The sequence below is a fragment of the Halopseudomonas litoralis genome (assembly GCF_900105005.1).
Lineage (GTDB): Bacteria > Pseudomonadota > Gammaproteobacteria > Pseudomonadales > Pseudomonadaceae > Halopseudomonas > Halopseudomonas litoralis.
This window is the reverse complement of the sequence record NZ_LT629748.1, coordinates 3,066,958-3,079,265: the sequence shown is the minus strand read 5'-3', so window position 1 is coordinate 3,079,265 and position 12,308 is coordinate 3,066,958. Positions and strand designations below refer to the sequence as shown.

Sequence of the window (12,308 nt, the reverse complement as noted above, 5' to 3'; positions counted from 1 at the left end):
TCTGCTACCTGTCGGTGGGTTTCTGGTCGGCAGAGTTTGCCGTGGGGTCTTGTTGTTCGATCTGCTCGCGCTCTGCCAGCTTGTCCAGCTGGCAGAGAGTGCATTGGCCATCATCGGGATGACTGCTTTCCACATAGCGCACACGGCGGTATGCCGACTGGCGGTCGGCACTGATCCGATAACGAGGACGGTCGCCGGGTGTGCTCTGCTTGGTCATCAGCTGTTCAGCAGCTCGCGGCCACGTTGCACTGCAGCCAGTACCTGCGCTGGGGCAGTACCGCCGATATGGTCGCGGGCGTTTACCGAGCCTTCCAGCGTCAAGACATCGAACACGTCCTGCTCAATCTGGTCGCTGAAGCGACGCAGCTCGTCCAGGCTCATCTCGGCCAGATCCTTGCCGCTGTCCACGCCATATTTGACCGCATGACCAACGATCTCGTGGCAATCGCGGAACGGTAGTCCCTTGCGTACCAGGTAGTCGGCCAGGTCGGTGGCAGTGGAGAAACCGCGCAGTGCGGCTTCGCGCATCACGTCCTTGCGAGGCTTGATCGCGGGGATCATATCGGCAAAGGCGCGCAGGCAGTCGCGCAGGGTGTCGGCGGCGTCGAACAGCGGTTCCTTGTCTTCCTGATTGTCCTTGTTATAGGCCAGCGGTTGGCTCTTCATCAGGGTCAGCAGGCCCATCAGGTGACCGTAGACCCGGCCGGACTTGCCACGTACCAGCTCAGGCACGTCGGGATTCTTCTTCTGCGGCATGATGGATGAACCGGTGCAGAATCGGTCGGGCAGTTCGATGAAGTTGAACTGGGCGCTGGTCCACAGCACCAGTTCCTCGGAGAAGCGCGACATGTGCATCATTGCCAGCGCGGCGGCAGAGCAGAATTCGATAGCGAAATCACGGTCGGACACGCCGTCCAGCGAATTGCCGGAAACCGCATCAAAGCCCAGCAGCTCGCAGGTCAGCTGGCGGTCGATGGGGTAGGTGGTGCCGGCCAGCGCAGCGCTGCCCAATGGCATGCGGTTGACACGCTTGCGGCAGTCGAGCAGGCGCTCGCGGTCACGGCAGAGCATCTCGAACCAGGCCAGCAGGTGGTGGCCGAAGGTCACCGGCTGCGCAGTCTGCAGGTGAGTGAAGCCAGGCATGATCACGGCGGCATGTTGCTCGGCCTGGGCCAGCAGACCCTGCTGCAGACGCTCCAGCTCAGCGACGATGATGTCGATTTCTTCACGCAGCCACAGACGGATGTCGGTCGCTACCTGATCGTTACGCGAGCGGCCGGTGTGCAGCTTTTTGCCGGTGATGCCGATGCGAGCGGTCAGGCGCGCTTCGATGTTCATGTGCACATCTTCCAGATCTACCTGCCAATCGAACTGACCGGCTTCGATCTCGCCCTGGATAGCACGCAGGCCGTCGATGATGCTGTCGCGTTCGACGTCGCTCAGTACGCCGACCTTGGCCAGCATGGTGGCGTGGGCGATGGAGCCCTGAATGTCATGTTTGTACAGGCGCTTGTCAAAATCGACCGAGGCGGTGAAGCGGGCGACGAAAGCGTCTACCGGTTCGCTGAAACGGCCACCCCAGGATTGGTTGGTAGTCTGATCTTGGCTCATGTGTCGGATCGTTCCGCTGATATAGATGAAAAGAGGCATAGCATAGCATTTCAGGCTTGCACGATCGCGTCCTGCTGGCGGACACTGCGCCGATGAATGGATTCTGGTCATTATTGAGCAAGCCCCAGGCGGGAGAGGACTTTTTTCTTCCGGACCTGTGCTCGTCCGTAGCGGTATTCACTTTGGTGGTACTGGCCGAGCTGATGGTGCTGGTCTGGGTGCTGGCACAACCGGCTGCGGAGGGCTTCGACTGGTTGCAGCTGGCGCTGGCGTCATTGTTCGTGCAGTGGATAGTGCTGTTATCTGCGGCGCTGTTGTGTCGCCTGCGTAGCTGGATGCGCCGCCGTCCGCTGGGCGTGGCCATCGCTTGCTGTTATGCAGTGGTGGTGGGACTCGCGCTGATATTTACTGTGCTTGCCGACTGGGTGCTCTACCAGGGAATGGCCGGCAGCCCGCCTTTGCGCGCCGAGCAACTGCTGCGCCATGGTCTGATTGCCCTGATCATGACCAGCATGCTGCTGCGTTACTTCTATCTGCAACAACAATGGCAATTGCATGACCAGGCGGCGCTGCAGGCGCGGCTGCAATCGTTGCAGTCGCGTATCCGTCCGCATTTCCTGTTCAACAGCCTCAACAGTATCGTCAGCCTGATCGGCAGCCAGCCAGACAAGGCAGAAAGCGCTGTGCTTGATCTTTCCGACCTGTTTCGCGCCAACCTTGCCGACACCGAGGCGGTGGCGACCTGGGGGGAGGAGTATCGTCTGTGCCGCGGTTATCTGCGTATCGAACAGTATCGTCTGGGTGAGCGGCTACGGGTGATCTGGACGGTGGATGAGCTGCCGGAAGACCTGCCGATGCCGTTGCTGACGCTGCAGCCCCTGCTGGAAAACGCGATTCTGCATGGTTTGCAGCCCAGCATCGATGGCGGCTACATCAGCGTTACAGGACGCTACCGTGAGGGCTGCGTGGAACTGCTGGTCTCCAACAGTTGTCCACAGCAATCGAAGCATCAAGGCGCGAGCATGGCGCTGAACAATATCCGCGCGCGCCTGGCAGCCCTGTTCGGGTCATCGGCCACAGTTGATGCGTGGCAGGACGGGCCGCGCTACTTCAGTAGGCTAGTCTATCCTTGTAAGCAACCGTTCACTTAACGCACAGGAAGTCATTCAGGCATGAAAGTACTTATCGCCGATGATGAACCTCTTGCCCGAGAGCGCTTGGCCAGGCTGGTATCGGCCCTGCCGGGCTACACCGTATTGCCGGATATGGCCGCTAACGGGCACGAGGCGCTGGAGCTGGTTGAAAAATCGCATCCTGACATAGTGCTGCTGGATATTCGTATGCCGGGTATGGACGGCTTGCAGGCCGCGGCTCGGCTATGTGAGCTGAACGATTCCCCGGCAGTAGTGTTTTGCACCGCCCATGGCGAGTATGCCTTGGAAGCCTTTGCTGTCAGCGCTGTCGGCTATCTGCTCAAACCGGTGCGCAGCGAGGATCTCGCGGAGGCGTTGGACAAGGCGCAGAAGCTCAATCGTTTGCAACTGGCCAGCCTGGGCAAAGCTGATATTGCCAGCGAAACGCAGCAGGCGCGTAGTCATATCAGTGCCCGCACTCGCAAGGGTGTGGAGCTGGTGCCTATTGAAGATGTGTTTTATTTCGTCGCTGATCATAAATACGTGACCTTGCGTCACGGCGAGGGAGAAGTGCTACTGGATGAGCCGCTGAAGGCGCTTGAGGATGAGTTCGGTGAACACTTTGTGCGAATCCATCGCAATGCCTTGGTGGCGCGCAGCCGTATCGAGCGCCTGCAGCGCAGTACTATGGGGCATTTTCATCTGCACCTCAAGGGGCTTCCGGATGAGACGCTGACGGTCAGTCGCCGGCATGTGCCGGGGCTGCGCAAACTGATGGAAGGGTTGTGATTCGGGTGCGGCACCGCCACGCGTGGATGATGGCCGAGGCATCGCGTATCATGCCAGTTGGTAGACAGCGAGAATCCCATGAGTCGACATCTGCGAATTGCCACTCGCAAGAGCGCATTGGCCCTGTGGCAGGCCGAGTTCGTCAAAGCGCGTCTTGAGCAACTACACCCCGGGCTGACTGTCAGCCTGGTTCCCATGGTCAGTCGCGGCGACAAGCTGCTGGACTCGCCGCTGGCGAAGATCGGCGGCAAGGGGCTGTTCGTCAAGGAGCTGGAAGCCGCTCTGCTGGCCGATGAAGCTGACCTGGCGGTGCACTCCATGAAGGACGTGCCCATGCAGTTCCCTGAAGGATTGGGGCTGTATGTCATCTGCGAGCGCGAAGATCCGCGTGACGCCTTTGTTTCCAATACCTATGAATCCATCGATGCGCTACCCGAGGGCGGCGTCGTCGGCACCTCCAGCCTGCGCCGTCAGGCCCAGGTAATGGCACGCCGCCCGGATCTGCAGATCCGCTTCCTGCGTGGCAACGTCAATACGCGTCTGGCCAAGCTGGATGCGGGTGATTACGACGCCATCATCCTGGCTTCCGCCGGCCTCAAGCGTCTGGGTTTTGATGAGCGTATCCGCAGCTGTCTTACCCCGGAAGTGAGCCTGCCGGCTGGCGGCCAGGGGGCAGTGGGCATCGAGTGCCGCAGCGATGATACCGAGTTGCATGCTCTGTTGGCGCCATTGAATGATCTTGATAGTGGCTTGCGAGTACGTGCCGAGCGTGCGCTGAACAACCACCTGAACGGCGGCTGCCAGGTGCCGATTGCCTGTTATGCCGAACGTGCCAACGGTGAAATCTGGCTGCGTGGACTGGTCGGCGACCCGGACGGCCAGCGTTTGCTGACCGCTGAAGCTCGCGGACCCGAGTCCGACCCGGAGAAACTGGGTGTGGCGGTTGCCGAGGACCTGCTGCGTCAGGGCGCTCAGGAGATTCTCGATGCGGTCTACAGGGAGGCGGACGGGCAGTGAGCGCAGCGCTGTTGCTGACGCGCTCGGACGCAGACAATCGCCGTCTGGCAGCGCGGTTGCAGGCGCAAGGCATCAACAGCATCAGCCTACCGCTGCTGCAGATCGACCCGCAGGCGGAAACATCGCAACAGCGCAGCATGATACTGGAGCTGGACCGCTATCATGCGGTGATGGTGGTCAGCCCGATAGCGGCCCGGCAGGGGTTGGAGCGAATGGATGCCTGTTGGCCACAACCCCCGGCTCGTATCGAATGGTTTGCGGTGGGGGCGGGCACGGCGGCGGTGCTGGAGGACTACGGCCTGTCGGTGCAGATCCCGCAGGACGGTCAGGATAGTGAAGCCTTGCTGCGCCTGCCGGCCTGGCAGCGGTTGCTGAGTCTGCCGGATCTGCGCGTATTGATCTGGCGGGGTATGGGTGGACGGGATCATCTGGCCTCGACTATAGCCGAGGCGGGCGGCCGAGTGGATTTACTGGAGTTGTATCAGCGCAACATGCCGGCGACGCTGTCTAGTGATCTGGACGCCGCTGCCGAGCAGGGCGCCAGAGCAATAGTGATACTCAGTGGTCAGGCGTTGCAGCATTGGCAGCGCGCGGCCGGATCAGCATGGGAGCAGCAGCGTCACTGGCGTTGCTGGGTACCGGGAGCGCGGATTGCCGGCCTGGCACAGCAGCTGGGCTGCACCGATGTGGTGGTCTGCCAGGGGGCAGACGATGACAATGTACTCGCCGCCGTGAAGGCGCACCCGCTCACGCCATAAGGGGAAACGCGTGGAACCGACAAAAGACAACAATCAAGGCACCAGCCAACCCTCCACGGATACTGCACCAGCGTCGGCAACGACCGCGGGTCCGGCAACCGGGAAGCCATCGACCAACAATACCGACAGGGCCGCTGGCAGCAGTTCAACGCCACCACCCAAGGCGCCACCGACTAAACCGGCGACGCGCAGTTCTGGCGGAGGGGGGCCAGGGCGCGGTATAGCGCTGCTGGCATTGTTGGTGGGGCTGGCTGCGTTGGGACTGTCCGGCTGGCAGTGGTATCAGGCGCAGCAGCTGGAGCAGAGCCGGCAGGTGCAGTTGGATAACCAGCTCATCGAGCTGCGCAACATGCAGAGTCAGAATCAACGCAGCGCTGAACAACGGCTGGAGGGATTGCCGTCCAGCGACGAATGGCAGCAGTTCCAACGGCTCACATCTGATCTGCAACGTAGCCAGCAGGCCCTGAGCCAGCGCCTGGATACCTTGCAGGGTGATGCTCGGGCAGACTGGAAGCTGGCCGAGGCCGAATACCTGTTGCGCCTGGCCTCGCTACGCCTGCTGGCAGCCCAGGACGTGGCCTCTGCACGCCAGTTGCTGGAAGCAGTGGATCATATCCTTCAGGCCCAGCCCGACAGTGGTGTATTTGCTGTGCGCGAGCAGTTGGCACGTTACCAGACCGAGCTGGAGGCGCAGCCGCTGGTCGACCGTTCCGGGCTGTTTCTCAAGCTGGGCGCGCTACACGACCAGGTTATCGATCTGACCGCGTTGCCGGTGCCGGTATTTGATCCGAACGAGGTAACGCCTGAAGAGGAGTTCGAGGATCGACTGGCCCGCCGCACCCGTGGTGAGCGCATGCTGATGCGTCTGGAACGCTATGTGCGGGTCGACTTCCAACGCGGCAAGGTCATTACTCCCCTGCTGGATGATGCCGAAATGCAGCGGATCAGGCGTACTCTGCAACTGACGCTGGAACAGGCGCAGTGGGCGGTACTACGCGGCGAAGGTGAGATCTATCAGGACACCCTGCAGCGCGCTGCAGATATGCTGGAACAGTTCTTCGAGCTGGATAACCCGCGGGTTCGCGCCATGCAGAGCCGTCTGCTCAAACTCAGCAATGAGCGGGTCAGCGTGACGCCGCCGGACCTGGCTCCCTTGCAGCAGGGACTTGCAGCCTATATTCAGAGTCGCAGGAACCCCGTAGGCAATGGGGAGACCGCTGATGAGTAAAAGCTATGTAGCGGTGCTGGTGGTACTACTGATTGCAGCGTTGCTGGGCATGGCGGTGGCCGAGGACCCTGGCTACCTGCTGATTGCCTGGCGCAACATGTCGATCGAAACCAGCGTCTGGGTCGGTCTCGGCTTTCTGCTGGCACTCTGGCTGTTGTTGGTACTGCTACGGGCGGTGGTGCGGCTGATCAATGCCTCCAGTCGCCGGGTCAACCCCTGGTCACGGCACAACCGAGCCCGCCGCGCCAATCAGATCACCACCCGCGGGCTGCTGGAGTTTGCTGAAGGGCATTGGGCCAACAGTTTGCGCCTGTTGCGCCGTGCCGCGCCGCATGCCGAACAGCCGCTGATCAACTATCTGGCGGCGGCCCGTGCCGCACACGAACTGGAGGATTATCGCGAGGCTGACAAGCTGCTGCGTGAAGCCTACGAAACCACCCCCAACGCCGACGTCGCCATCGCCGTCACCCAGGCGCAGCTGCAGATCTCCCGCGGCCAACTGGAGCAGGCGTTGGCGACCTTGACCCGCGTGCGCAAGGAACACCCCAAGCACCTGTATGCCTTGAAGCTCATGGGGCAGCTGTATCTGCGCCTGGAAGACTGGGAGCGGCTGGAGCAGTTGTTGCCTGAGCTGCATCGCAACAAGTTGTATAGCGAGGCGGATCAGCAGGCGCTGGAACGGCAGGTTTACATTGCGCTGCTGACCCAGGCGGGACAGCGCGGCCAGAGTTTGCCTACCGGCGAGGCCAACCCGGTAAGCACGGTCTGGGAGCGTCTACCCAAGCCGCTGAAGCAGGACACGGCGCTGATCGAAACCTATTGCCTGCAGCTGCGTGCTTCCGGTGCCGAAGTGCATGCGGAGAAAGTCCTGCGTGAAACCCTGGCCCAGGGTTACAACGACCGGTTAGTGCATATCTACGGGCTGGTGCGCGGTGCCGATCCGGCGCGTCAGCTGGATACCGCCGAACATTGGTTGGCCGATCACCCGCAGGATGCCACGCTATTGCTGTCGCTGGGCAGGCTGGCCTTGCGTAACAGCCTGTGGGGCAAGGCGCGGGAATACTTTGAAGCGAGTTTCGCCAGCCGCCGGGATATCCAGACCTGCGCCGAACTGGTCAGGCTGCTGGAGCATCTGGGTGAGCACCAGGCCAGCCAGAAGATGCTGCGTCAGGGTTTTGCGCTGATGGTGCATGATCTGCCGGAATTGCCGCAGCCAAAGGCTTTACGATAATACCCCGTCCCTCGGTGTCGATGACTCCCATGCTCTGCGTGGGAATCATCGGAGAACCCATCAGCGGAAGGGTTCCAGTCCGACTCGTCAGATATGACTCAGCGCGGCGCGTAGGCAAACACATCCGAATGAATCTGCTGCTCCACGGCGCCTGCCGCCAGCAGAGCATCCAGGGTGCCGTAAACCATGGCCGGTGAGCCGCACAGGAAGAACTCATAGTCGGCCAGGTTGGCCAGATCCTCGCATACCGCCTCGGACAGCATGCCCTGACGGCCGCCCCAGTCCGGCACATCACTGACTACCTGATGCAGATAGAGGCTGGGCTGTTGTTGCCAGTCTGCCCAGTGCGGTGGCTGGTAGAGGTCCTCGGGCTGGCGTACGCCCCAATACAGATGCAGCGGCAACGCAAAACCTGCCTGTAGACAGAACTGGGTCAGGCTCTGCATCTGCGCCAATCCAGTACCGGCGGCTATCATCACTACCGGCTTGTCTGGCACACGCGGCAGACAGCAATCGCCAAAGGGTGCCTTGATGCGCACCATGCCCTGCCGGCGGATATGCTCGACCAGCGCCAGCGTGTTCTGCTCTCGGGTCAGGATATGCAATTCAAGAATGCGTCCTTCGTCGGGCGCAGAGGCGATGGAGAAAGCCGACAGCTCGCCATCGAAACGCTCCAGCAGCAGATACTGCCCTGCGTGATAGCGCAGCGGCTTGCCCGCCGGAATACGCAACTGCAGCTGGCTGACGTCACCACCCAGATCCTGGATATCGACCAGCTGACAGGCGAGGCTGCGCAGCGGCAGTTCGTCCGGTGCCAGTACGTTTTCCCACTGCACTTCGCAGTCTTCCAGCGGCTCGGCAATGCAGGTGAACAGTTCGCCACCGCGGCGCTCGGTACCGTTCTGCAATACCCGTCCGCTGATCAGATTGGCTGCACAGATATGGCAGTTGCCGTTGCGACAGCTCTGCGGTGCCTCAAAACCCAGACGGCGGGCAGCGTCAATGATGCGCTCGCCCGGCAACAGCTCGATGACATGCCCTGACGGCTGAAGAGTTACTTTCATCAATCGATTCCCAGTTCTGACCAGATGGCGTCGATGCGCTGCGTCACGGCCGGGTCCTGGGCGATCGCCGTGCCCCATTCCCGGGTGGTTTCACCATGCCACTTGTTGGTGGCATCCAGTCCCATCTTGCTGCCCAGGCCGGAAACCGGCGAAGCAAAATCCAGGTAATCGATTGGTGTGTTGTCGATCATCACGGTGTCGCGCTTGGGGTCCATACGGGTGGTGATGGCCCAGATCACATCATTCCAGTCACGCACGTTGATGTCATCATCGACGACGATGACGAACTTGGTGTACATGAACTGACGCAGGAAGCTCCATACGCCGAGCATCACCCGTTTGGCATGGCCGGGGTACTGCTTCTTCATCGACACCACGGCCATGCGGTAGGAACAGCCCTCGGGCGGCAGGTAGAAGTCGGTGATTTCCGGGAACTGCTTCTGCAGGATAGGCACGAATACTTCATTCAGCGCCACGCCGAGCACTGCCGGCTCGTCCGGTGGCCGGCCCGTGTAGGTGCTGTGATAGATGGGCTTTTCCCGCTGGGTGATGCGTTCGACGGTGAATACCGGGAAGCTGTCCACTTCGTTGTAATAGCCGGTATGGTCGCCGAACGGGCCTTCATCGGCCATCTCGCCGGGATGGATCACGCCTTCCAGCACGATTTCTGCGCCGGCGGGAACCTGCAGCTCCGAGCCGCGGCACTTGACCAGTTCGGTACGCTGGCCGCGCAGCAGTCCGGCAAAAGCGTACTCGGACAGGGTATCGGGAACCGGGGTTACCGCGCCGAGGATGGTTGCCGGATCGGCGCCCAGCGCCACGGCCACGGGGAAGGGTTCACCGGGGTGCTTCTCGCACCACTCACGGAAATCCAGCGCGCCGCCGCGATGGCTGAGCCAGCGCATGATGACCTTGTTGCGGCCGATCACCTGCTGACGGTAGATGCCCAGATTCTGCCGGTCCTTGTTCGGACCACGGGTGACCACCAGCCCCCAGGTGATCAGCGGGCCGGCGTCGCCGGGCCAGCAGGTCTGAACCGGGATCTTTGACAGATCCACATCCTCACCTTCGATCACGGTTGCCTGGCAGGGCGCATCGCGCACCACCTTGGGGGCCATGGAAATAACCTTCTTCACCAGCGGCAGCTTGGACCAGGCGTCCTTCAAGCCCTTCGGCGGATCAGGTTCCTTCAGGTAGGCCAGCAGCTTGCCGATCTCGCGCAGTTCGCTGACATCGTTGGCACCCATGCCCAGGGCGACGCGCTCGGGGGTGCCGAACAGATTGCCGAGTACCGGCATGCCGAATCCAGTGGGGTTTTCAAACAGCAAAGCCGGGCCGCCCTTGCGCAGGCTACGGTCGCAGACTTCGGTCATTTCCAGGATGGGTGATACGGGTGTCTGGATGCGCTTCAACTCACCGCGCTGTTCCAGTCCCTTGATGAAATCTCGAAGATCGGAGTATTGCATGGCAGCTTTAAGCCTCAAGCTTCAAGCGGCAAGCTGTTTGGTTTCAGCCGCGCCGCCCATGAATGGGGTGTGTTATGCGGCATCATACCGACTGCGGGGGTGCTGCAAAAAGGCAAACCACGGCGAGGGGCAGCGCCCGCTCGCCATGTTCAGCTGGATCAGTTCTTGCTGCGCTTCATCGACATGAAGAATTCATCGTTGGTCTTGGTGTCTTTCAGACGATCCAACAGGAATTCGATAGCGGCTATTTCGTCCATGGAGTGCAGAATCTTGCGCAGAATCCACATCCGCTGCAGCTCGTCTTCGCTGGTCAGCAGTTCTTCACGACGGGTGCCGGAGCGGTTGATGTTGATCGCCGGGAATACACGTTTCTCGGCAATCTTTCGATCCAGGTGGATCTCCATGTTGCCGGTGCCCTTGAATTCCTCGTAGATCACTTCGTCCATCTTCGAGCCGGTATCCACCAATGCGGTGGCGATGATAGTCAGGCTGCCGCCTTCCTCGATGTTCCGTGCGGCGCCGAAGAAACGCTTGGGTTTTTCCAGGGCGTGGGCATCAACACCACCGGTCAGCACCTTGCCGGAGCTCGGAATAACGGTGTTGTAGGCGCGGGCCAGACGGGTGATGGAGTCGAGCAGGATGATCACATCCTTCTTGTGTTCGACCAGGCGCTTGGCCTTCTCGATGACCATTTCGGCGACCTGAACGTGACGGCTCGGTGGCTCGTCGAAGGTCGAGGCGACCACTTCGCCGCGCACGGTGCGCTGCATCTCGGTCACTTCTTCCGGACGCTCATCAATCAACAGCACGATCAGGTGGCACTCGGGGTTGTTGCGTGCAATATTCGAGGCGATGTTCTGCAACATCAAGGTTTTACCGGCCTTGGGCGGTGCCACCAGCAGACCGCGCTGACCCTTGCCGATCGGGGCGCACAGATCAATGATCCGCGCCATCAGATCTTCCGTGGAGCCATTGCCAGCTTCCATTTTCAGACGATCATCAGGGAACAGGGGGGTGAGGTTTTCGAACAGGATCTTGCTTTTGGTGTTTTCCGGACGGTCGAAGTTGATCGAGTCGACCTTCAGCAGCGCAAAATAGCGCTCACCATCCTTTGGTGGCCGAATCTTGCCGGCAATGGTGTCGCCGGTACGCAGATTGAAGCGACGAATCTGGCTGGGGGAGACATAGATGTCATCGGGACCGGCCAGGTAGGAAGAGTCAGCCGAGCGAAGAAAACCGAAACCGTCCTGCAGAATTTCCAGTACGCCATCGCCGTGGATATCTTCACCGCTTTTGGCGTGCTTCTTCAGGATGCCGAAGATCACATCCTGTTTACGCGATCGGCCCATGTTCTCGAGGCCCATCTGGTCGGCGGTTTCCAGCAGTTCGGTTATAGGTTTTTGCTTGAGTTCAGTCAGGTTCATAGGTTCGGTGAGTTGTGCGTCTTTCGGCAGGACGGGGTTGGTGACAGCCGCCATGTGAGGATGGGGCGATGGATTTTGGCAAGTAGGGAAGCCATTGCCGCAGGGTGCGACAGGGAGTTGGAAAGTAAATCTAGCACCGCTTCGCGGTGGCGTCTATATGTTTGATCAAGAAAAGTGCGTCCCCGGCGTGCCGGGGACATCTGATGAATCAGATATTGCTGTCGAGAAAGGCGGCCAGCTGAGACTTGGACAGGGCGCCGACCTTGGTCGCTTCTACATTGCCATCCTTGAACAGCATCAGCGTGGGGATACCGCGTACGCCATACTTTGGCGGAGTGTCGGTATTCTCATCGATGTTCAGCTTGCAGATCTTGAGCTTGCCTTCGTAATCCCGAGCAATATCATCCAGAACGGGGGCAATCATCTTGCACGGACCACACCATTCAGCCCAGTAATCAACCAGGACAGGGCCGTCGGCCTTCAGCACTTCTGCTTCGAAGCTGCCGTCAGTGACGTGCACGATCAAATCACTCATGAGTTTCTCCAGGAAATAGGTTCGCCAACTGCAATGAAGTGGATGATAGCAT

12 protein-coding genes are annotated in these 12,308 nt (G+C 60.5%); 6 read left to right on the top strand and 6 right to left on the bottom strand.

Annotated elements, in window-relative coordinates:
* Positions 1 to 4 precede the first annotated feature (4 nt).
* Both BLU11_RS14755 and argH read right to left on the bottom strand, forming a co-directional pair.
* Positions 5 to 217, bottom strand: coding sequence for a hypothetical protein (locus BLU11_RS14755; RefSeq protein ID WP_090274657.1), 213 nt, complete (start codon positions 215 to 217; stop codon positions 5 to 7).
* Positions 217 to 1,611 (bottom strand): argininosuccinate lyase, encoded by a 1,395-nt coding sequence (argH, locus tag BLU11_RS14750; protein WP_090274655.1) that lies wholly within the window; start codon positions 1,609 to 1,611, stop codon positions 217 to 219. Before argH ends, BLU11_RS14755 begins: the two co-directional genes overlap by 1 nt.
* Positions 1,612 to 1,667: 56 nt before the next feature.
* On the opposite strand from argH, the gene BLU11_RS14745 reads away from it, so the two are divergent.
* The 6 genes from BLU11_RS14745 (at position 1,668) to BLU11_RS14720 (ending at position 7,767) form a co-directional block, all read left to right on the top strand.
* On the top strand, positions 1,668 to 2,762 hold the full coding sequence (locus BLU11_RS14745; RefSeq protein ID WP_331456677.1) for a sensor histidine kinase: 1,095 nt from the start codon (positions 1,668 to 1,670) through the stop codon (positions 2,760 to 2,762).
* Positions 2,763 to 2,783: 21 nt separating this feature from the next.
* A complete protein-coding gene (locus BLU11_RS14740; RefSeq protein ID WP_090274653.1) occupies positions 2,784 to 3,533 on the top strand; it encodes a LytR/AlgR family response regulator transcription factor in 750 nt (249 codons plus the stop codon).
* 78 nt (positions 3,534 to 3,611) lie between these two features.
* A complete protein-coding gene (gene hemC / locus BLU11_RS14735) occupies positions 3,612 to 4,550 on the top strand; it encodes a hydroxymethylbilane synthase (RefSeq protein WP_090274651.1) in 939 nt (312 codons plus the stop codon).
* On the top strand, positions 4,547 to 5,308 hold the full coding sequence (locus tag BLU11_RS14730) for a uroporphyrinogen-III synthase (RefSeq protein WP_090274648.1): 762 nt from the start codon (positions 4,547 to 4,549) through the stop codon (positions 5,306 to 5,308). The genes hemC and BLU11_RS14730 overlap by 4 nt, the downstream gene beginning before the upstream one ends.
* Positions 5,309 to 5,318: 10 nt before the next feature.
* Positions 5,319 to 6,536 carry a uroporphyrinogen-III C-methyltransferase gene (locus BLU11_RS14725; RefSeq protein ID WP_090274646.1) on the top strand — a complete coding sequence of 406 codons (1,218 nt, stop codon included), beginning with the start codon at positions 5,319 to 5,321 and terminating at the stop codon, positions 6,534 to 6,536.
* A complete protein-coding gene (locus BLU11_RS14720; protein WP_157718695.1) occupies positions 6,529 to 7,767 on the top strand; it encodes a heme biosynthesis HemY N-terminal domain-containing protein in 1,239 nt (412 codons plus the stop codon). Before BLU11_RS14725 ends, BLU11_RS14720 begins: the two co-directional genes overlap by 8 nt.
* Before the next feature lie 98 nt (positions 7,768 to 7,865).
* Here the strand turns inward: BLU11_RS14720 and BLU11_RS14715 are convergent, their stop codons facing one another.
* The 4 genes from BLU11_RS14715 to trxA form a co-directional block, all read right to left on the bottom strand.
* Complete coding sequence (locus BLU11_RS14715; protein WP_090274640.1) at positions 7,866 to 8,831, bottom strand: 2Fe-2S iron-sulfur cluster-binding protein; 966 nt, start codon at positions 8,829 to 8,831, stop codon at positions 7,866 to 7,868.
* Complete coding sequence (ubiD, locus tag BLU11_RS14710) at positions 8,831 to 10,297, bottom strand: 4-hydroxy-3-polyprenylbenzoate decarboxylase (protein ID WP_090274638.1); 1,467 nt, start codon at positions 10,295 to 10,297, stop codon at positions 8,831 to 8,833. The genes BLU11_RS14715 and ubiD overlap by 1 nt, the downstream gene beginning before the upstream one ends.
* A 158-nt stretch (positions 10,298 to 10,455) precedes the next feature.
* Positions 10,456 to 11,721, bottom strand: coding sequence for a transcription termination factor Rho (gene rho, locus BLU11_RS14705; protein WP_090276536.1), 1,266 nt, complete (start codon positions 11,719 to 11,721; stop codon positions 10,456 to 10,458).
* A gap of 208 nt (positions 11,722 to 11,929) precedes the next feature.
* On the bottom strand, positions 11,930 to 12,256 hold the full coding sequence (gene trxA / locus BLU11_RS14700) for a thioredoxin TrxA (protein ID WP_090274636.1): 327 nt from the start codon (positions 12,254 to 12,256) through the stop codon (positions 11,930 to 11,932).
* Positions 12,257 to 12,308 lie beyond the last annotated feature (52 nt).

Bases quoted from the DNA above. Each gene is read 5' to 3' on its own strand.
- trxA (WP_090274636.1), bottom strand. From the start codon at position 12,256: ATGAGTGATTTGATCGTGCACGTCACTGACGGCAGCTTCGAAGCAGAA.
- ubiD (WP_090274638.1), bottom strand. From the start codon at position 10,297: ATGCAATACTCCGATCTTCGAGATTTCATCAAGGGACTGGAACAGCGC.
- rho (WP_090276536.1), bottom strand. From the start codon at position 11,721: ATGAACCTGACTGAACTCAAGCAAAAACCTATAACCGAACTGCTGGAA.
- BLU11_RS14720 (WP_157718695.1), top strand. From the start codon at position 6,529: ATGAGTAAAAGCTATGTAGCGGTGCTGGTGGTACTACTGATTGCAGCG.
- argH (WP_090274655.1), bottom strand. From the start codon at position 1,611: ATGAGCCAAGATCAGACTACCAACCAATCCTGGGGTGGCCGTTTCAGC.
- BLU11_RS14755 (WP_090274657.1), bottom strand. From the start codon at position 217: ATGACCAAGCAGAGCACACCCGGCGACCGTCCTCGTTATCGGATCAGT.
- BLU11_RS14715 (WP_090274640.1), bottom strand. From the start codon at position 8,831: ATGAAAGTAACTCTTCAGCCGTCAGGGCATGTCATCGAGCTGTTGCCG.
- hemC (WP_090274651.1), top strand. From the start codon at position 3,612: ATGAGTCGACATCTGCGAATTGCCACTCGCAAGAGCGCATTGGCCCTG.
- BLU11_RS14740 (WP_090274653.1), top strand. From the start codon at position 2,784: ATGAAAGTACTTATCGCCGATGATGAACCTCTTGCCCGAGAGCGCTTG.